The organism is Amphiplicatus metriothermophilus (assembly GCF_900199215.1).
GTDB lineage: Bacteria > Pseudomonadota > Alphaproteobacteria > Caulobacterales > Parvularculaceae > Amphiplicatus > Amphiplicatus metriothermophilus.
Map to the genome: position 1 here is coordinate 116,078 of NZ_FZQA01000006.1, position 19,475 is coordinate 135,552.

Genomic DNA, 19,475 nt, shown 5'->3' on the forward strand with positions numbered 1-19,475 from the left:
CTATCGCGACCCGCGGCGCATGCCGCCCAGCACGCCGCGCAGGATCGCTCGTCCGAGTCCGGAGGAAAGAGAGCGCAGGAACGATTTGGCGGCCGCTTCGGCGTATGTCTGGCGCGAGGAGCGCCGTGAACGCGGCTGTTTTGCGCGTCCGCTCCCGGGCGATTTCGCCTCCTCCCGGGCGCGCTTTTCGGCGCTCGCCTTCAACACTTCGTATGCGGACTCCCTGTCGACGGCCTCGGCGTAGCGCGCGCGCATGGGCGAGGCGGCGATCGCTTCGGCCCGCTCGGCCTCGCTAATCGTCCCGATGCGCGAGGCGGGCGGGCGAATGAGCGCGCGCTCGACCCTGGAGGGCGCGCCCTTCGCTTCGAGGGTCGAGACCAAGGCCTCGCCGACGCCGAGCTCGGTCAGGACGTCGGCGGCGCGAAAGGCCGGATTGGGCCGGAACGTCTCGGCGGCGGCCTTGACGACCCGCTGCTCTCGCGGCGTATAGGCGCGCAGCGCGTGCACGATGCGATTGCCGAGCTGGCTTGAAACGCTGTCCGGCACGTCCAGCGGATTCTGGGTGACGAAAAAGACGCCCACGCCCTTCGAGCGGATGAGGCGAACGACCTGTTCGATCTTCTCGATCAGCGCCCTGGGCGCCGCGTCGAACAGAAGATGCGCCTCGTCGAAGAAGAAGACGAGCTTCGGCCGGTCGAGATCGCCCGCCTCCGGCAGCTCCTCGAAAAGCTCCGACAGCAGCCATAGAAGGAAGGTGGCGTAGAGCTTCGGCGCCTGCATCAGCCGGTCGGCGGCGAGGATGTTGACGACGCCGGCCCCGCTTGCGTCGACGCGCATGAAGTCCGCCAGATCAAGGGCCGGCTCGCCGAAGAATCGATCCGCGCCCTGTTCTTCCAGCGCCAGAAGACGGCGCTGGATGGCGCCGATGGTCGCTCTGGCCACATGGCCGTAGCGGGTCGCAAGCTCGCGCGCGCGCTCGCCGATCTCGACGAGCAGCGCGCGCAGATCTTTAAGGTCGAGCAGCAGCAGCCCCTCGTCGTCGGCGTAGCGGAAGGCGAGGGCGAGCGCGCCCTCCTGCGTTTCGTTGAGCTGCAAGAGGCGCGCGAGCAGCAGCGGTCCCATTTCCGAAACAGTCGCGCGAATCGGCGCGCCCTGCTCTGCGAACAGATCCCAGAAGCAGACCGGGAAGCCGCGCGCCTCGTAAGGCTCGAGGCCGATGGTCCGCGCTCGCGCAATGAGCTTGTCGCCCAGCGTTCCAGGACGAAGCAGTCCCGCCAGGTCGCCCTTCACGTCGGCGGTGAAGACGGGAACGCCGGCGGCTGAAAACCCTTCCGCCAGGATCTGCAGGCTCACCGTCTTGCCGGTTCCCGTTGCCCCGGCGATCAGGCCGTGGCGATTCGCATATTTGAGAGAAAGGAAGACCGGGCGTTCGCCCTTGCCGATAAAGATCCGGGATTCGCTCGACACCATGGCCTCATCTGCCGCTTACAGCGCCGTGTAAGCGGGCCTGTCGCCGGGGGCAAGGGCCGAATTATCCAGAATTTTCAAGGGGCAAACGCCGAACATGAGCAAAAATCAAGTAAAAGGACGTTTACTGGGAATGATAAAATTCGTAAATTCCCGCGATGATCAGCCGTCGTCGCGTAACGGGCGCGGCGGCGCTCATCTGCAACGGGGACATCGGAAAGGGACGGGGTGCATGCTTAGAATCTTGCTTATCATCGTGGTCGCGCTGGCGGTCGTGTACGGCCTGATGCGGCTTACGGGCGGCGACGGCGCCGAGAAGGCCGGGGAGGCCGCTTCGGACGCGACGGAAGCGGCGGGCGAAGCGATGGAGGACGTCGGCGATGCGCTGTCTGAATCCTCCGAGGACGTCGGCGCGGCCGTGACGGAAGCGGCGGAATCGGCCGACGAGACCATGACCGAAATGGGTGAAGCCGCCGAAGAGGCTGTCGGCGCCATGGGCGAAGCCGCGGAAGAAGCGGCGGCGGAAGCCGATGCGGCGGCGGAAGAAGTCGAGGCCGAGGTCGAAGAGGCGGCGGAAGAGCCGACCGAGGAAGATCCGAGCAATCCGAACGGCTAGGCGTCGGATCGTTCGGCCGCCGCTCCGGCGGGTTGAAATGACGAGCGCCGCCCCTCCCTGGGGGCGGCGTTTCTTTACGCCTGTCGGGTTGGGCCGGTTCGTCCGCACCCGGATCGCAAACCGCGAGGACGAAAATGGCCGCCGAGGGGTTTGGCTTGCGCGCCCCGTCGCGGCGCGACCGCGCGCAGGGCTTGACCTTCCCTGCGACTTACGGTCGGGTCATACGTTCAGCAGGCTGGCGTATGGACGTGGACGCAGAAAACAAAAAGAATCACGGGGTCCGATCCGGCGTTTCCGGAGAGAATGGGAAGAGACGTCGCTTGGGCGGGCCGGGTTCGTTCTCGGGCACGAATCTGGAACTGGCCGGCGGACACAACCAGCGCGTCACCCTTCAGGCGATTCGCATAAACAGTCCCATCACCCGCGTCGATCTCGCCGAGATGACGGGTCTGACCTCGCCGGCGATCGCCAACATCACCAAAAAGCTGCTCGCCGCCGGCCTGATCGAAGAAGTAGGGCGCGTGCGCGGCGGGCGAGGTCAGCCGGCGAAAATGCTCGCGATCAACCCGGACGGCTGCTTTTCCATCGGCGTCAATATCGACCGCGACCATATCACCATGGTGGCGCTCGATCTCCTTGGCCGGGTGCGGGCGCGCGCCGAGCGCGAGGCGGATTTCGCGCTTCCCGCTGCTGTCGCCAGGTTTTTTCGGCAGGAGACGAAGCGCTTTTTCGAGAAGGAAGGCGTGCCGCGCGACAAGGTGATCGGGATCGGGGTGGCGGCCCCTGACGATCTCGGCAAGGTTGAGCTGCCGCTGCGTCCGGCCAGTTACGGCGCATGGAATGATGTCGACGTCGCAGCGCTCTTTGCGAAAATTCTTCCGCTTCCGGTTTATGTGGAGAATGACGCGACGGCTGCGGCCATCGGCGAAATGCAGTTCGGCGGCGGGCTGCAGCGGTCGAGCTTTTTCTACATTCTCGTATCCTGGGGGCTGGGGGGCGGCCTCGTGCTGGACGGCGCCTATTTCAGGGGCGCGACCGGGCGCAGCGGCGAGATAGGCTTCCTGCCGCTGCAAGGCGTTAAAACCGGCGGCCAGCTTCAGGACGTCGTGTCGCTCTCCGCGCTCCATCAGCACTTGGCCGCCAGCGGCGTCGAGGCCGCCTCGCTCAAGGATCTCGACGAGTCCGAACCGCGCATTCAGCGCGCGCTCGACGCGTGGACGAAGCTCGCCGCCAGGCAGCTTGAAGGGCCGCTCGTCGCCATCAACTGCCTCGTCAACCCTGACGCGATCCTGATCGGAGGGCGGCTTCCTCATTCAGCGGCGAGGGCGTTGACCCAGCAGCTTAACGCCGCGATCGCCCGCCGCGCGGGGGAGATTCCCGCCGTCTGCCCGGTCGAGCTTGCAGCGATCGCGGAGGACGCGCCGGCGGTGGGCGCGGCGATTCTGCCTTTCAGCGATCTCCTGTTCCCCACCCGCGCCGCGCTCCTTAAAACGACCGTCTAGCAGGCGGGAGGGGACGGGTAGGCGGATGGCGAGCAATGGCCAATAGAATATCTTTTTTATTTTTTGTTATTGCCACCGCTGTGTGCTTTGGCGAAACTGTCGCGGCGCGGGAGGCGCGCCATGACGCAGCAAGACTGGCGGACGGGTGAAGAGGCGGCGCGGAACCGGAACGAGCGCAGGGGAACAAGGGCGGTTTGCTCGCCTAAAGGGAGACAGGCGTTCGGCGGCGCGTTGCGCGCGCGCGCGTCGGCGGGCCTCGTCGTATGTACACAAGACACGGATTGCGGATGCAGATCGGGGTTGATTTCGGGGGAACGAAGATCGAGGTCGCCGCGCTCGATGCGGACGGGCGGTTTCTGGCGCGCGAGCGCGAACCGAATCCGGGAGATTACGAGGAGGCGATCGCCGCGATCCGCCGGCTTGTCGCGCGTATCGAGCGCGAGACCGGCCGGACGGGTCTGATCGGCGTCGGCGCGCCAGGGTCGATTTCGCTCCGTTCGAAAACCATGCGCAACGCCAACGCCGTGTGGCTCAACGGCCGGCGGTTTCGCGAGGATCTTTCCGCCGCGCTCGGCCGCGAAATCCGCCTCGCCAACGATGCGAACTGTCTGGCTTTATCGGAAGCCACTGACGGCGCCACGATGGGCGCGAAGGTCGCCTTCGCGGTGATTCTCGGTACAGGCTGCGGCGGCGGGCTCACCGTGGACGGCAGACTCATCGAGGGCGCCAATCATATCGCCGGCGAGTGGGGACACATGCCGCTTCCCTGGCCGGGCGAAGATGAACTGCCGGGCTCCACGTGCTGGTGCGGCAAGCAGGGCTGCCTTGAGACCTGGATATCCGGCGTGGGCTTCGCTCGCGATTACGAGAGTGCGACAGGCAGGGCGCTGAAGGCCGAGGAAATCGTCGCAGCGGCCCGCAGCGGGGATGACGCGGCCGCCGCCGCGCTCGACCGTTACATCGATCGCCTCGGCCGCGCGCTCGCGGTTCTGTGCAACATCCTCGATCCCGACGTGATCGTTTTCGGCGGCGGCATGTCGAACGTCGAGGAGATCTACGAGCGCACGCCCGAAGCGATTGCACGCTATGTTTTTTCCGACGCGTTGAGGACGCGGCTCGTTCCCGCGAAGTGGGGCGATTCGTCGGGCGTGCGCGGGGCGGCGCGGCTATGGCCGGCGCCGCGCCCTGTCGAAGCGGCCGCGCGCAGGCCGGCGGCGCAGGAGTGGCGATGAGCTTGGGCGACCTGAAGCGCATGGCCGGGCGGAGTCTGCTGGCGATCGCCGGCGCGCTGTGCTGCGCCGTCGCCGCGACGGCCGAAGAAGCGGAGCGCCCGCCCGCCGGCTTCGTCGCGGTCGAGGGGACGCAGTTCGTCGTGGACGGCGAGCCTTACCGCTTCGCCGGCGTCAATCTGTGGTATGCGGCCTATCTTGGCGCGCCGGCGGATTATGGCGACCGGGAGCGGCTCAAGAGCGAGCTCGACCGACTGCGGGCGTTAGGCGCGACCAACCTGCGTATTCTCGGCGCTTCGGAAAAGTCCCCCTTCAAACGATCGCTGTCGGAAACGTTCCGCGACCGGAGCGAGGCCTGTAACGAAACCCTGCTGCAGGGGCTCGATTACGCTCTTGCCGAGATGGAAAAGCGCGGCATGCGCGCCGTCGTCTTTCTCAACAATTTCTGGGAGTGGTCGGGGGGGATGGGGACCTACCTCTACTGGACGAACGGCGGAACCTTCGTCGATCTCGGCGATCCGGCGCATCCCTGGTCGGCCTTTCCGAACTTCACGGCGCAATTCTATGAAAGCGCGGCGGCAAACGCTCTTTACCGGGATTATATCCGGGCCGTGGTGACGCGCACCAACACGGTGACGGGCCGGCGTTATGTAGATGATCCGACGATCATGGCCTGGCAGCTCGCCAATGAGCCGCGTCCGGCGTTCGAGGCGCGCGACGGGGACCCCCGCATGGCGGCGTTCCATGACTGGGTTCGGTTGACGGCGGCCTACATAAAATCGCTCGATCCCAACCATCTCGTTTCGACCGGCAATGAAGGCCTGATGGGCTGCAACGAAAGCGAGCATTGTTTTCTCGGCGCGCATGCGCCGCCTGAGATCGACTATCTCACCTTCCATATCTGGCCTCGCAACTGGAGCTGGTACGATCCTGCGGACCCGGAAGGAACCTTCGAGCGGACCATCGAGCGCACGAAGGACTATATGCGCCGTCACGTCGATTACGCCCGCCGGCTGGGAAAACCGGTCGTGCTCGAAGAGTTCGGCCTCGACCGCGACGGCGAAGCGCTTGCGCCGGGAACGCCGACGACCTATCGCGACGCCTATCTGCGGACCGTTTTTGAAGCCGTGGAAGCCGACGCGCGCGCCGGCGGGCCGTTCGCCGGAACCAACGTCTGGTCCTGGGGCGGGGCCGGGCGCGCCGAGCATGACGACTTCGAATGGCGCGTCGGCGACACGCAGTTCACCGGCGACCCGCCGCAGGAGCCGCAGGGGCGCAATTCGATCTTCGACGTCGACGAGTCGACGCTCGCGCTGATAAAGGCGCATGCGGAACGATTGAGCGCGAAAGAAAAGGGCCGTTCCGCGCAATAGAAACCATGACGGCGCCGCGTAAAGCGCCGCGGAAAGGGAAGGGAACCTGCTCGTGGGCTTGAGCGCGATCGACCTCGGCGTCATCCTCGTCTATCTGGCCGCCTCCGTCGGGCTCGGCGTCTGGGTCTCGCGCGCCGCGGCGAAGAGCACGCGCCATTACTTTCTCGGGGGCAACAAGCTGCCCTGGTACGCGCTCGGCGTGTCGAACGCCTCGGGCATGTTCGACATCTCCGGCACCATGTGGCTGGTCCTCCTCCTCTTCGTCTTCGGCCTGAAAAGCCTGTGGATTCCCTGGCTGTGGCCGACCTTCAACCAGATTTTCCTGATGGTGTTCCTGTCGGCCTGGTTGCGCCGGTCGGGCGTGATGACGGGCGCGGAATGGATCACCTTCCGTTTCGGCGACGGACCGGGCGCGCGGCTTTCCCATCTCGTCGTGGTGGTGTTCGCCCTGGTCTCGGTGATCGGCTTCCTCGCCTACGGCTTCGTCGGGATCGGAAAGTTCGCGGCGACTTTCCTGCCGTTTCAGCTCAGCGCGGATCCCAGGCAGAACGAGATCTTTTACGGCCTGCTCATCGTGGGGGTCACGTCGATCTACGTCATCAAGGGCGGCATGTTCAGCGTGGTGATCACCGAGGTGATGCAGTTTCTCATCATGACGGTGGCGTGCGTCGCGGTCGCGGTCATCGCCATGAACGCGGTCAGCCCGGAGATGCTCAGGGCCGCCGTGCCGGAGGGCTGGGCGAATCCGTTTTTCGGCTATGAAGTCGATCTCGACTGGAGCGAAATTCTGCCTCATGCGAACGATCTTCTGGTCAGCGAGGATTATTCGCCCTTCGCAATCTTCTTCATGCTGACCCTGTTCAAGGGCGTGATGATAAGCCTCGCGGGGCCGGCGCCGAATTACGACATGCAGCGCATCCTTTCGGCGCGCTCGCCCAGGGAGGCGGCGAAAATGAGCGCGCTCGTCAGCGTAGTGCTAAACCCGCCGCGTTATCTGCTGGTCGCGGGGCTCACCGTGCTGGCGCTCGCCTTCTTCGCGCCGACGCTGCGCGCGCAGGGGGCGGACGCCGATTTCGAGCTGATCCTGCCGTTCGCGCTCAAAAATTACGTGCCGCCGGGACTTCTTGGCCTGCTCATCGCGGGGCTCCTCGCGGCGTTCATGTCCACCTTCGCGGCGACGGTGAACGCCGCGCCGGCCTACGTCGTGCACGACGTATATCGCCGCTATATCAATCCGAACGCGCCGGAGAAGGTCTATGTCTGGGCGAGTTACGTCACCGCCGCCGTCTTTGTCATCGTCGGCACCCTGATCGGTCTGCAGATGCCCTCGCTCAACAAGATCATCCTGTGGATCGTAAGCGCGCTGTGGGGCGGCTATGCGGCGGCGAACGTGCTCAAATGGTACTGGTGGCGCTTCAATGGCTACGGCTATTTCTGGGGCATGGCGGTGGGGGTCGCCGGCGCGCTGTGGCTCGCCAATCAGCCGAACGTCTCCGCGCTCTATGCGTTTCCGGCGATGTTCGCGCTGACGGTTCTCGCCTGCGTGCTCGGCGCCAGGCTTACCCCGCCGACCGATATGGAGACGCTGATGAAGTTTTATGAGCGCACGCGGCCCTGGGGCTTCTGGGGCCCGGTGCGCCGCGCGCTCGACGCCAAAGGAACTCCTGTCGCGCCCAATCGGGACTTCGCGCGCGACATGTTCAACGTCGCGGTCGGGATCGTCTGGCAGACCGCGCTCGTCGCCGCGCCGGTCTATCTCGTGATCCGCGATATGACGGGCATGTGGATCGCGCTGGCGATCGCGGCGGCCGGCACGGTCATTCTCAAGTTCACCTGGTACGATCATTTGAAGGACGCGCCGGACGACGCCCCGGCGGGAAAGCGCGCCGGCGCGCCGACCGCCGCGAAAGGAGCGGCCTTGTGAGTTTGCGCCGAACGATCGCCGCCTTTCTGGCGTTCGCCGCGGCCGCCTGCGCGGCGCCGGCGGACCGTCCGGCCTCTGCGCGGGCGGATTACGGCCAGAGCCGCGCCGCGCTCCTTGCGCTGCTTGAGAAGACGGCGCGGGAGGGCAAATCTCTCTCCGGCCAGCAGGTCAACGAGTACGAGGTCTTCATTCGCTGCACTTCTTTCGAGCGAATCCATGAGCTTGTCGGGGCGTGGCCGGCGATCCTGGGCCTCGAGCTCATGTTCATCATCGAAAATCCTTCCTATAAGGACTACTTCCTGGCCCGCGCGCGCGACCATGCCGCGCGCGGCGGAATCGTCGCGATCACCTGGCATGCGCGGAACCCGATCCGGGTATGCCCGCGCGGGGAGTATTATCGTTGCTCGCAGACGCCGATGAGCGAGGAGGAGCTTGCGCGTCTTCTCGATCCGTCAACGAAGGAGCACGCGCTGTGGGCGCGCGACGTCGACGCCGTCGCCGGAGTTCTCAAGGAAATGCAGGCGATGGGAATCGCGCCGATCTTTCGGCCCTATCATGAGATGAACGGCGGCTGGTTCTGGTGGGGGCGGAAGGATGACTTCCCGCGGTTGTGGCGGATGCTGCGCGAGCGCCTCGCCGAAACCCACGGCCTTTCGGAGCTCGTCTGGGTCTGGTCGTCCGACAAGGGGTCCGAGGACGCGGCGAAGTATTATCCGGGCGACGATTATGTCGACGTCGTCGGCGCCGACATTTATACGGAAGATCGTGACGGCCCCATGTACGAAACGGCGAAAAGCAACATCGCCCCGCTTCATTCGTCCGGTCTGTTCGCATTCGCCGAGATCGGACTATTGCCGAATGCGGAGATATTCCGGAGCGTGAGGCCCGTCTGGTTCCTGTTATGGGGCGGGGAGTTCATCGACAAACGATGGGCGCCGGAGCCCTGCGCGCTGTGCAACGAGGCGGAGGATGTCGCCGCCGTTTATGCGCTCGAGGAGACTCTCGCCCTGCATGAGGTCGACTGGCCGCCGGCCGCGCGGCTCGATCCCGATTCGCGGCGCGCGCCTGCGGCGGCGCGCTGCCCGGCGAGCCTGTTGTGAGTGAGGGCGCGTCTGCGTACGGAGCGGTTATGACGAGCATGTTCGAGACCCGCATTAGGCGACTGAAGGAAGCGCAGGAAGCGCTTTTCGTGCGCAAAAACGCGCCGGTCGAAGGCGGAAACGGCGTGTTCGAGCGCTGGCGCGATCCGGTGCTGACCGCCGCGCATGTTCCCCTGCACTGGCGTTACGACCTCGATCCGAAGACCAACCCGCACGGCATGGAGCGACTCGGCGTCAACGCCGTCTTCAATCCGGGCGCGATCAAGATGGACGGGCGCTACGCGCTGGTCGCGCGCGTGGAAGGCGTCGACCGAAAATCCTTCTTCGCCGTGGCGGAAAGCGCAAGCGGCGTCGACGGCTTCCGCTTCCGCGAGCTGCCGATCGATTTGCCCGAGACTGAAGAGCCGGCGACGAACGTTTACGACATGCGGCTGACGCGCCATGAGGACGGCTGGATCTACGGGCTCTTTTGCGTCGAGCGCCATGACGACAGCCGGCCGCGCGATCCTTCCGCCGCGGTCGCGCAGTGCGGCGTGGCGCGCACCCGCGACCTCGACCGGTGGGAGCGGCTCGCGGACGTCGTCACGCCGGCTTCGCAGCAGCGCAACGTCGTTCTGCACCCGGAATTCGTGGACGGGCGTTATCTCCTCTACACGCGCCCGCAGGACGGTTTCATCGACGCGGGCTCCGGCGGCGGGCTCGCCTGGGGGCTCGCCGACGACATGGAGCGCGCCGTCGTGGCCGAGGAGCAGGTGTTCGATCCGCGCGTCTATCACACCGTCAAGGAGGCGAAGAACGGCCAGGGGCCGCCGCCTGTCAAGTCCCCCGAAGGCTGGATCCATCTCGCCCATGGCGTGCGCGGCACGGCGGCCGGCCTGCGCTACGTTCTGTATCTCTTCGTGACCGAGCTCGACCGTCCGTGGGCGGTTAAATATGCGCCCGGCGGCTATTTTCTCGCCCCGGAAGGCGAAGAGCGAACAGGCGACGTGTCGAACGTCGTTTTCTCGAGCGGCTGGATCGCCGAACCGGACGGGCGCGTCTTCATCTATTACGCCTCGTCTGACACGCGCGTTCACGTGGCGACAAGTTCCGTCGAACGGCTTCTTGACTACGCCCGGAACACCCCGCCCGACGGGCTTTCCTCGTCGGCTTGCGTGAAGCAGCGCATCGCGCTCGCCCGCCGCAATCTCGATCTGATGCGGAAAGGGCGCGCGCCATGACGCCGACCTCGGACCTCCGCCAGGCGGATTTCGAGCGCGGGCTTGACGCCATCGCGGCGTGGTGGCTCGAACATGGGCTCGATCCCGCAACGGGCGGCGCGCACGGCGAGATCGCAGAGGATAACGCCGTGCGCGCGGACGCCGAGCGCGGCGCCGTTCTTGAGACCCGCGCGCTGTGGTTCTTCAGCGCGCTCGCCCGGGCGCGCCCTTCCGAATGCGCCCGCGCCGCCGCGCGAAGGCTTTACCGCTATGTGACCGAGACCTTCGTCGACGCTGAGCATGGCGGGCTCGTGTGGAGCGTCGCGGCGGACGGGACCTGGACGCGCGATCGCAAGCAGGTCTACGCGCAGGCCTTCGCGATCTACGCCTTCTGCGCCTGCGCCGCCGCCTTTGATGACGTCGAAGCTCGCGATCGCGCCCTCGCGCTCGCCCGCCTTCTTGAAGAGCGCGCCTGGGATCAGGGGCAGGGCGGCTATCTCGAGGCCTTCGCGCGCGACTGGTCGCCGGTCGAGGACATGCGCCTCAGCGCGCGCGATCTCAACGCGCCGAAGACCATGAACACCCATCTGCACATGCTCGAAGCCTATACAAGCCTGCATGCGCTGGTCGGCGACGACTTTTCCCGGCGTTGTCTGACGCGGATTTTCGATCTTTTCCTTGAGCGGTTCGTACGCCCGCGCGGCGCCCATGTTTCGCTGTTTTATTCCGCCGACTGGCGCGATCTGTGCGCCGACGAGTCCTATGGGCACGACATCGAGACGAGCTGGCTGTTATGCGAGGCCGCAGGGACGCTCGGCGATGCGGATCGCAAGGTTGAGGCGCGCGCGGCCGCGCTGACGCTCGCCGAGGCCGCGCTCGACGCCCTCGATGGGGCGGGCGGGCTCGTCTACGAACGCCATGCGGACGCGCGCGGGCTCGTCGCAGAGCGGCACTGGTGGCCGCAGGCCGAAGCATTGGTCGGGTTTTATAATGCTCATCAGCTCAGCGGCGAGGCGCGCTACGCCGAGGCGGCCGCACGGGTCTGGCATTTCATCCGTACACAACATATAGACGAAGAGCGCGGCGAGTGGTTGTGGCTCGCGCGGGCCGACGCGCCCAAAAGCGGACCCTACAAGGCGGGCTTCTGGAAAGGGCCTTACCATAACGGCCGCGCGATGATGGAGATGATCCGCCGCCTTGAAGGAGCTCCTGCATGAGCGCGTCCGACGCCCGCGGGGCGTTCCCCATCGCTTACGGGTTCTGGCGCTATGGGCCGGACGATCTCGCGCTCGCCATCGAGATGATCGGGGCCGCCCGCGAGGCGGGGATAAGCCATTTCGACACGGCGGACGTTTATGGCGGACGCGGCCATTTCGGCGCGGCCGAAGCGCTTCTGGGCGAGGCGCGTCGCCGCGCGCCGTCGCTGCTGGGTGGCGTCGAGATCGCAACCAAAGTCGGCGTCGAGCGCGGAACGCCATATAATTCGTCTAAGGAATATATTATTCGGGCCGTCGACGCCTCCCTGCGCCGACTCGGGGCTGAGCGCGTAGATCTGCTCTATGTTCACCGCCCCGATCTGCTCGCTCATCCTGCAGAGGTCGCAGAAGCGCTCGATGCGCTCGTCGCAGGCGGGAAGGCGGCGCGCGTCGGCGTCTCCAACTATGCGCCGGCGCAGATCGAAGCGCTGCGCGGCTTTCTGAAAACGCCGCTCGCCGCCCACCAGATCGAGCTGTCGGCGCTGGCGACGGCGCCCTTTTTCGATGGAACGCTCGATCAGGCGATGGCGTGGGACATGTCGGTTTACGCCTGGTCGCCTCTTGGCGGGGGGCGGCTGTTCGACCCGGCGGACGGGCGGGCCGCACGCGTCAGGACGGCGCTTGAGAAACACGCCAAAGCCGCCGGCTGCGCGGTCGGCGCCATGGCGCTCGCTTTCCTCATGCGGCATCCGGCGCGGCCCACGCCAATCATCGGCACACGGAGCGTGACGCGCCTGCGCGAGGCGGTCGCCGCCGCGCGCGTCCGACTCGACCGCGGGGCGTGGTACGAAATTTTGCAGGCGTCGCTCGGCGAGAGGCTGCCCTGAACGAAGATGACAGCGGATATCATGACCGAAACGAAAGTTCGTCCTGATCTGTGGCCGGTCTGCGCGCCGGCGGGCCTGCGCGATGAAGCGACGGAGACGCGCGTGGCCGCGCTGCTCGCCGGCATGACCGTGGAGGAGAAGGTCGGCCAGATCATTCAGGCCGACATCGCCTCGATCGAGCCGGCGGATCTTCTGACCTATCGTCTGGGATCGATTCTCAACGGCGCCAATTCCGCGCCGGGCGGCGACAATCACGCGCCGGCTTCGGCCTATCTCGCGCTGGCCGACGCTTTCTACGAGGCGTCGGTCGATCCGGCCGGCGGCGCCGCGGCGATCCCCGTGCTCTGGGGAACGGACGCCGTGCACGGCCATAACAACATCGTCGGCGCAACGATCTTTCCGCACAATATCGGGCTCGGCGCGGCGCGCGATCCGGACCTCATCCGCGAGATCGGACGCGTCACTGCGCGCGAGATGCAGGCGACCGGCATGGACTGGACCTTCGCGCCGACGCTCGCCGTCGCGCGCGACGATCGCTGGGGTCGAACTTACGAAAGCTATTCGGAAGACCCTGAGATCGTCGCCGAATACGCCGCGGCGATGGTCGAGGGATTGCAGGGCGCGCTCGGAACGGCGGACTTTCTGCGCGGCGAGCATGTCATCGCCACGGCGAAACACTTTCTCGGCGACGGCGGCACGAAGGGCGGCGTCGATCAGGGCGACAATCCAGCGACGGAGGAAGCGCTTCGCGACATCCACGCCGCCGGCTATCCGCCGGCGATCGCGGCGGGCGTGCAGACCGTCATGGCCTCGTTCAACAGCTGGCGCGGGGAGAAGCTGCACGGCCATCGCAGCCTGCTGACGGATATTCTGAAAGGCCGCATGGGGTTCGACGGCTTCGTCGTCGGCGACTGGAACGGGCACGGCCAGGTCGAGGGCTGCACGAATGATTCCTGCGCCCCGGTCGTCAACGCCGGCGTCGATATGGTGATGGCGCCGGACAGCTGGCGCGCGCTTTATCGCAATACGCTCGAACAGGTTCGCAGCGGCGAGATTTCGACGGCGCGGCTCGACGACGCCGTGCGGCGCATTCTGCGGGTGAAGGTCCGCTACGGCCTGTTCGAGCGCGGACGGCCGTCCGGGCGGCCCAACGCTGGCGATTTTTCGCTTCTCGGCGCGCCCGCTCATCGCGCCCTCGCGCGCAGGGCCGTGCGGGAATCGCTCGTGCTGCTCAAGAACAATGGCGGGCTTTTGCCGCTGGATCCGCGCGGGCGCATTCTCGTCGCCGGCGACGGCGCGCATAACATTCCCAAGCAGTGCGGCGGCTGGACGATCACCTGGCTCGGCGAGGGCAACGTCAACGACGACTTCCCGAACGGCCAGTCGATCTATGACGGCCTGCGCGAGGCGATCGAGGCTGCGGGCGGACAGGCGATCCTCAGCGAGGACGGACGCTGGCGCGAGAAGCCTGACGCGGCGATCGTCGTGTTCGGCGAAAATCCCTATGCGGAGTTTCAGGGCGACCGGCGCCATCTCGACTTCGAGGACGAAGCGCCCCTTCGGCTCATGCGCCGGCTGAAGGGCGAAGGCGTGCCCGTGGTCGCCGTCTTTTTCTCCGGTCGGCCGCTTTATGTGAATCCGGAGATCAACGCCGCCGACGCGTTCGTCGCGGCTTTCTTGCCGGGAACGGAAGGCGGCGGCGTGGCCGACGTGCTGCTGCGCCGACCGGACGGCGCCGTCAATCACGACTTCACGGGTCGGCTGTCCTTCTCCTGGCCCAAAACGCCGACGCAAACCCCGCTCAACCGGGGCGATCCCGATTACGACCCGCTGTTTCCCTACGGCTACGGGCTTTCCTATCGCGACCCGAAAGATCTCCCGCGGCTCGACGAGGCGGCGTTCGATCCTTCCGCAGAAGACGGTTCCGGCGAGATCGTGCGCGCGGGCCGGGCGAGGCCGCCTTATCGGATGATCCTCAGCGCCGGCGACGAGACGGTCGCGGTCGAAGGCGCGGCCGCGACGACGGCCGACGGGCGCTTGCGCCTGCGCGCCGTCGACCGGAAGGCGCAAGAGGACGCGCGGCTCGTCGAATGGACGGGGCCTGGCAGGCTCGCGGTCGAAGGCCCGGCGCAGGATCTGACGCGCCAGGCGAGCGCGCGCATGGCGCTCGTCTTTTCCTACGCCGTGGACGTCGCGCCCGCCGCTGCGGTCCGCGTCGGGATCGAATGCGGCGAACGGGGCGCGGGCCTCGCCGACATGATGGAAACATTCCGCGCGGCGGAAGGCGAGGGCTGGCGGCGGGCGGAGATCCTGCTTTCCGATCTTGTCGCAGAAGCGGACGCGCTGCGCGCCGTCGTCGCGCCCTTCGTCGTCGAGAGCGACGGACCGTTGGGCCTGCGCCTGTCGGACATACGGATCGCCATGCGGGAAAGAGCGGGCGCGCAGGCGAGTCAGGAGGACTGATCGCATGCGCCGGGAAGAGTCGCGTTTGGAGCCCGTTAGATCATTGGGAGGGGTTTGACCATGACTGCCGTATCAAGACTGTTCTTGCGCGCCGCCGTTGCAGCGTTGGCGTCGGCGATGATTTCCTGCGCCTCGGCGCCGGTGGAGACGGGGGGCGAGGGGCCTGTCGCTCATCCCGAAAAATGGCCGGAAGTCGCGCCGCCTTTCGCGCATGATCCCGCCCTCGAGGCGCGCATCGACGCGCTGATGGCGCGGATGAGCCTTGAAGACAAGGTCGGCCAGATCATTCAGGCCGACAGCAGCGCGATCGAGCCTGAGGATCTCAAAACCTACAAGCTGGGCTCGGTGCTCAGCGGCGGGAACTCCGCGCCCAAGGGCCAAGCCTACGCTGCAGCGGAAGAGTGGCTGGAGCTTCTCGACGCTTATTACGAAGCGGCGATGGAGGGGCCTGAAGGCGCCGTGCGCATCCCGCCGCTTTTCGGCATCGACGCCGTGCACGGACATAACAACGTCGTCGGCGGCACGATCTTTCCGCACAATATCGGACTCGGCGCGACCCGCAATCCGGCGCTCGCGCGACGCATCGCAGAGGCCACCGCCGTGGAGCTTTCCGTGACTGGCCATGACTGGACCTTCGCTCCAACCGTCGCCGTCCCGCGCGACGACCGCTGGGGCCGGGCTTATGAGGGCTTTTCCGAAGCGCCGGAGGTCGTCGCGTCCTATTCGGGCGGCATTGTGGAAGGACTGCAAGGGGCTCCCGGCACGGATGAATTTTTCTCGCCCGGCAGGGTCGTCTCTTCCGCCAAGCATTTCCTCGGCGACGGCGGCACGAAGGACGGCGTCGACCAGGGCGACAATCTCTCGACGGAGGAGGAGCTCAGGGACATTCACGCCGCAGGCTATCCGGCGGCCGTCGAGGCGGGCGTGCAGACCGTCATGGCCTCGTTCAACAGCTGGCATGGAAAGAAGATGCACGGCCGGCGCGGCCTTCTGACGGGCGTTCTCAAGGAGCGCTGGGGCTTCGACGGATTCATCGTGGGCGACTGGAACGGCCACGGCCAGGTAGAGGGGTGCACGAACGAATCCTGCCCGGCCTCATTCAACGCCGGCCTTGACATGTTCATGGCGCCGGACAGCTGGCGCGGGCTTTATCACAATACGCTCGAACAGGTCCGCAGCGGCGAGATACCGATGGAGCGGCTCGACGACGCGGTGCGCCGCATCCTGCGCGTGAAGCTGCGCGCGGGCCTGTTCGACAAGCCGAAGCCTTCCGCGCGGCCGCTCGCCGGGCGCACGGAGCTGCTCGGCGCGCCCGCCCATCGCGCGCTCGCCCGCCAGGCCGTGCGGGAATCGCTCGTGCTGCTCAAGAACAACGGCGGCGTGCTGCCGCTGCAGCCGGGGAGGAGGGTGCTCGTCGCCGGCGACGGCGCGGACAGCATCTCCATGCAGTCGGGCGGCTGGACGCTCACCTGGCAGGGAACGGGCGTCGATAACGACGCATTCCCGAACGGCGAGACGATTTTCGCCGGGATTCGCGCCGCGGTCGAAAGCGCCGGCGGCGCAGTGGAACATGCGCCGGACGGCGAATATACGCAAAGACCAGACGTCGCGATTTTCGTCATCGGAGAAGAGCCGTATGCGGAAGGATACGGCGACCGGCCGACGGTCGATTTCGACCGGCGCGATCCGGCGCTGCTTGCGGCCATGCGCCGGCTGAGGGCCGACGGCGTTCCGGTCGTCACGGTCTTCCTCTCGGGCCGGCCGCTGTGGGCTAATCCCGAACTCAACGCCTCCGACGCTTTCGTCGCGGCCTGGCTGCCGGGAACGGAGGGCGGCGGGATCGCCGACGTTCTGTTCCGCGACGAGGCGGGCGGCGTGCGTTACGACTTCACGGGAAAGCTTCCCTTCTCCTGGCCGGCTGAGCCCACGCAGACGCCGCTCAATGTCGGGGACGAGCCTTACGAGCCCCTGTTCGCTTTCGGCTACGGCCTGACCTACGCCGACAGGACCGAGCTGCCTGAACTGCCGGAAGAAAGCGTCGCGGCGCAAGCGGGCGCATCGACGTTCTTTGCGCGCGGCGCTCCTGCGACGGGCATGAGGCTCGTGATCGGCGAAGCGGGGGGGAAGGAAGCGGAAGCGGCCGCGCCTTCGGCGCAAACCCCCGGCGGCGGGCTGTCGCTCGCGGCCTTCGACCGGGCGGCGCAGGAAGACGCGCGCGCCGCTCGCTGGAACGGCGAGGGGGCGGCTTACGTGATGATCGCGACGGACGCCCCGCTTGATCTCGCAAACGCAGTCGAAGCCGGCCTTGCGCTGACGATCGACGCGCGCGTGTCGCGCGCGCCTGCGGCGCCGGCGCGCCTCGCCATGGCCTGCGGGGAAGGCTGCGAGGGCGGCGTCGACGTCGCCGATACGCTCGCGGCGATGGAGGGCGCCGGCTGGGGGCGCCTCAGCGTGAGCCTTCAGTGCTTCGTCGCCGACGGGCTCGATCCCGCCCGCGTGACGGCGCCGTTCCGTCTCGAAACGGCCGGCGCGCTCGGCTTCGACTTCTCCGCCATCGCGCTCGCGCCGGCCGAGGCGGGGACGATGACCTGTCGCTGACGAGCGCGCCGCGGGCGGGGAAAAGGCGAAACGCTTGTTTCCGCCCGCGGCGGCCGAGATACGGCGCGGGTTTACTCCGTCAGCTCCGCCGCGCGTTTCGCGGCCGCCGCCGCCGCCTCCTTCATCAACCGGCGCAGAGCCTTGGCGTCGCCATCGAGCACGCCGAGGGCGGCTGCGGTCGTGCCGCCGGGCGAGGTCACGGCCTTGCGCATGTCCGCCGGGCTGCGCGGATCGGCGGCGAGCATCGCGCCCGCGCCTGAGGCGGTCGCGCGCGCAAGCCGCTGCGCCGCCTCCTTCTCAAGGCCGAGCGCGGCGCCGGCCTCGGCGAGCGCCTCGGTCAGAAGGAAGAAATAGGCCGGGCCGCTGCCCGAAACGGCGGTCACGAAATCGATTTCTTCCTCGCTGCGCACCCAGACCGTCTCGCCCGTCGCCGCCATCAGGCGGTCGATGACGTCGCGTCCATGCGCGTTCACCGTCGCCGGCGCATAGAGTCCGGTCACGCCCGCGCCGAACGCCGCCGGCAGGTTGGGCATCGCGCGCGCGACGCGCGGCGGATCGCCCAACGCGCGCCCGATCGCGGCGAGGCTCATGCCCGCCATCACCGAGATCACCAGGGCGCTGCGCGCGATCGCGGCGTAGGCCGGCAGCACGCTCGCCGCCGCCTGCGGCTTCACGGCGAGGACCAGCGCGTCCACCGAGATCCCTTCCGGCGAAGGGTTGAGCGCGAAATCATGCCGGCGCGCGAGCTTCTTGAGCGCGGCGTCGGCGGCCGGATCGAAGACGGCGGAAGCGGCGGGATCGATGGTTCCGGCCGACAGCCAGCCGCGCAACAGCGCGCCGCCCATGGCGCCGGCGCCGACAAGCGCGACGGAGATTTCTTTGGTCATGCAGGCAGTCTATCGCACTGCGCCGCGGGTCGAAAACCGCTTTTCGACGCCGCGCGTGGAACGCGCAGGCGCCGTCGTCAGGCGTTGCCCGCCGTGTCGAACAGCGAAGCTTCGAGGGCGTCGTCCGGCGATTTTCCGCCCCATACGAAGTAATTGAAGGCGGGATAGAACCGGTCGATCGCCTCCATCGCGCCGCGCACCAGGCATTGCGCCTGCGCGGCGTCCAGCGCGCCTGATGGCGGCAGCACGATGGCGTTGCGGAAAACGATGTTGTTGTCCTCCGACCACAGGTCGAAATGGCCGATCCACAGGCGCTCGTTCACCATGGTCACGAGCCGGCTCGCCTCGAGCAGGCGATTGGCCGGCGCCCTGAGCTCGAGCGGGGCGCCCATCTGCAGGGTGGAGACCTCGTCGCGCCAGGTGAACCACAGGCCGACGTCGCGCCAGACGCCCGACACGGCGAGATGGAGTTCGCTTCGATCCGCCCGCTCGGCCTCCGCGCCGAGGGCGTCAGCGGCGATCTCCAGCGCCTCCAGGGGATCGGCCAGGGCGACCGGCGCGTCGAGCAGCTCGATGGACATGAATACCCTCTCGGTCAGGTGCACCCTGATGACGCGGCGAGTCGGCCGAGGGGGGCAATGATTCGTCTCAGGAAGTTTTCCCTAGCCATTCTTCGAGGGCGGCGATTCGCGCCTTCAGCGCCTCGTTCTCTTCGCGCGCGGCGCGGGCCATGTCGCGCACGGCCTCGAATTCCTCGCGCGGCACGAAGTCCATGTCCGCGATGAGCCGCTGGAGATTGCCGCGAATGACGGTCTCGGCCTCTCGCCGCACGCCGTCGGCCGCGCCGGCGGCCTCGGTCATCAGCTTGGCGAGCTCGTCGAGAAAGGGGTTCTGGGTCTGCATGGGCGAGGGTCCTTTCCGGCCGCACTTTACGGCGGGGGAGGGCCAAAGGCGACAGGGCGAAACCGCGCGGTGCGCCCGCCGGGCGATCAAAGCGCGTCAAATCTCTTGGGACGGCGGGGGCATATGGGCTA

15 protein-coding genes are annotated in these 19,475 nt (G+C 67.2%); 11 read left to right on the forward strand and 4 right to left on the reverse strand.

The features are described from left to right. The gene (locus CHB64_RS12260; RefSeq protein ID WP_375790386.1) at nucleotides 1–1,467 is read right to left on the reverse strand and encodes a helicase HerA-like domain-containing protein; all 1,467 of its coding nucleotides are present in this window, start codon (nucleotides 1,465–1,467) and stop codon (nucleotides 1–3) included. Between the two features lie 232 nt (nucleotides 1,468–1,699). Between CHB64_RS12260 and CHB64_RS12265 the strand changes: the two genes are divergently transcribed. The 11 genes from CHB64_RS12265 to CHB64_RS12315 all read left to right on the forward strand — a co-directional run bounded on the left by CHB64_RS12265 (nucleotide 1,700) and on the right by CHB64_RS12315 (nucleotide 17,554). Beyond that, complete coding sequence (locus tag CHB64_RS12265) at nucleotides 1,700–2,083, forward strand: hypothetical protein (RefSeq protein WP_089412906.1); 384 nt, start codon at nucleotides 1,700–1,702, stop codon at nucleotides 2,081–2,083. Nucleotides 2,084–2,403: 320 nt separating this feature from the next. Then, nucleotides 2,404–3,585 carry an ROK family transcriptional regulator gene (locus CHB64_RS12270; RefSeq protein WP_200815364.1) on the forward strand — a complete coding sequence of 394 codons (1,182 nt, stop codon included), beginning with the start codon at nucleotides 2,404–2,406 and terminating at the stop codon, nucleotides 3,583–3,585. Between the two features lie 287 nt (nucleotides 3,586–3,872). After that, a complete protein-coding gene (locus CHB64_RS12275; RefSeq protein WP_089412908.1) occupies nucleotides 3,873–4,817 on the forward strand; it encodes an ROK family protein in 945 nt (314 codons plus the stop codon). Beyond that, the gene (locus CHB64_RS12280; protein ID WP_089412955.1) at nucleotides 4,814–6,187 is read left to right on the forward strand and encodes a glycoside hydrolase 5 family protein; all 1,374 of its coding nucleotides are present in this window, start codon (nucleotides 4,814–4,816) and stop codon (nucleotides 6,185–6,187) included. Before CHB64_RS12275 ends, CHB64_RS12280 begins: the two co-directional genes overlap by 4 nt. A 52-nt stretch (nucleotides 6,188–6,239) precedes the next feature. After that, the gene (locus tag CHB64_RS12285) at nucleotides 6,240–8,111 is read left to right on the forward strand and encodes a sodium:solute symporter family protein (RefSeq protein WP_089412909.1); all 1,872 of its coding nucleotides are present in this window, start codon (nucleotides 6,240–6,242) and stop codon (nucleotides 8,109–8,111) included. Further along, nucleotides 8,108–9,211 (forward strand): glycosyl hydrolase, encoded by a 1,104-nt coding sequence (locus CHB64_RS12290; protein WP_159462495.1) that lies wholly within the window; start codon nucleotides 8,108–8,110, stop codon nucleotides 9,209–9,211. The genes CHB64_RS12285 and CHB64_RS12290 overlap by 4 nt, the downstream gene beginning before the upstream one ends. Nucleotides 9,212–9,240: 29 nt before the next feature. Continuing rightward, nucleotides 9,241–10,431 (forward strand): glycoside hydrolase family 130 protein, encoded by a 1,191-nt coding sequence (locus tag CHB64_RS12295; protein ID WP_089412911.1) that lies wholly within the window; start codon nucleotides 9,241–9,243, stop codon nucleotides 10,429–10,431. Beyond that, on the forward strand, nucleotides 10,428–11,627 hold the full coding sequence (locus CHB64_RS12300) for an AGE family epimerase/isomerase (protein WP_089412912.1): 1,200 nt from the start codon (nucleotides 10,428–10,430) through the stop codon (nucleotides 11,625–11,627). Before CHB64_RS12295 ends, CHB64_RS12300 begins: the two co-directional genes overlap by 4 nt. After that, nucleotides 11,624–12,493: an aldo/keto reductase gene (locus CHB64_RS12305; RefSeq protein ID WP_089412913.1), complete on the forward strand. Its 870-nt coding sequence runs from the start codon at nucleotides 11,624–11,626 to the stop codon at nucleotides 12,491–12,493. Before CHB64_RS12300 ends, CHB64_RS12305 begins: the two co-directional genes overlap by 4 nt. A 21-nt stretch (nucleotides 12,494–12,514) precedes the next feature. Beyond that, on the forward strand, nucleotides 12,515–14,956 hold the full coding sequence (locus tag CHB64_RS12310) for a glycoside hydrolase family 3 protein (protein ID WP_159462496.1): 2,442 nt from the start codon (nucleotides 12,515–12,517) through the stop codon (nucleotides 14,954–14,956). Nucleotides 14,957–15,016: 60 nt separating this feature from the next. Beyond that, nucleotides 15,017–17,554, forward strand: a complete 2,538-nt coding sequence (locus tag CHB64_RS12315; protein WP_089412915.1) for a glycoside hydrolase family 3 protein — start codon at nucleotides 15,017–15,019, stop codon at nucleotides 17,552–17,554. A gap of 71 nt (nucleotides 17,555–17,625) precedes the next feature. On the opposite strand, the gene proC is transcribed toward CHB64_RS12315, so the two are convergent. From proC to CHB64_RS12330, 3 genes are all read right to left on the reverse strand, one after another. Beyond that, nucleotides 17,626–18,441, reverse strand: a complete 816-nt coding sequence (proC, locus tag CHB64_RS12320; protein WP_089412916.1) for a pyrroline-5-carboxylate reductase — start codon at nucleotides 18,439–18,441, stop codon at nucleotides 17,626–17,628. Nucleotides 18,442–18,518: 77 nt separating this feature from the next. Beyond that, nucleotides 18,519–19,022 (reverse strand): type III secretion system chaperone family protein, encoded by a 504-nt coding sequence (locus CHB64_RS12325; RefSeq protein WP_089412917.1) that lies wholly within the window; start codon nucleotides 19,020–19,022, stop codon nucleotides 18,519–18,521. A 67-nt stretch (nucleotides 19,023–19,089) separates the two neighbouring features. Further along, nucleotides 19,090–19,344: an accessory factor UbiK family protein gene (locus CHB64_RS12330; protein ID WP_089412918.1), complete on the reverse strand. Its 255-nt coding sequence runs from the start codon at nucleotides 19,342–19,344 to the stop codon at nucleotides 19,090–19,092. Nucleotides 19,345–19,475: the final 131 nt, after the last annotated feature.

Coding starts and splice junctions, on each gene's coding strand:
- CHB64_RS12300 (WP_089412912.1), top strand. CDS start 10,428: ATGACGCCGACCTCGGACCTCCGCCAGGCGGATTTCGAGCGCGGGCTT.
- CHB64_RS12265 (WP_089412906.1), top strand. CDS start 1,700: ATGCTTAGAATCTTGCTTATCATCGTGGTCGCGCTGGCGGTCGTGTAC.
- proC (WP_089412916.1), bottom strand. CDS start 18,441: ATGACCAAAGAAATCTCCGTCGCGCTTGTCGGCGCCGGCGCCATGGGC.
- CHB64_RS12310 (WP_159462496.1), top strand. CDS start 12,515: ATGACCGAAACGAAAGTTCGTCCTGATCTGTGGCCGGTCTGCGCGCCG.
- CHB64_RS12280 (WP_089412955.1), top strand. CDS start 4,814: ATGAGCTTGGGCGACCTGAAGCGCATGGCCGGGCGGAGTCTGCTGGCG.
- CHB64_RS12330 (WP_089412918.1), bottom strand. CDS start 19,344: ATGCAGACCCAGAACCCCTTTCTCGACGAGCTCGCCAAGCTGATGACC.
- CHB64_RS12275 (WP_089412908.1), top strand. CDS start 3,873: ATGCAGATCGGGGTTGATTTCGGGGGAACGAAGATCGAGGTCGCCGCG.
- CHB64_RS12325 (WP_089412917.1), bottom strand. CDS start 19,022: ATGTCCATCGAGCTGCTCGACGCGCCGGTCGCCCTGGCCGATCCCCTG.
- CHB64_RS12315 (WP_089412915.1), top strand. CDS start 15,017: ATGACTGCCGTATCAAGACTGTTCTTGCGCGCCGCCGTTGCAGCGTTG.
- CHB64_RS12305 (WP_089412913.1), top strand. CDS start 11,624: ATGAGCGCGTCCGACGCCCGCGGGGCGTTCCCCATCGCTTACGGGTTC.
- CHB64_RS12295 (WP_089412911.1), top strand. CDS start 9,241: ATGACGAGCATGTTCGAGACCCGCATTAGGCGACTGAAGGAAGCGCAG.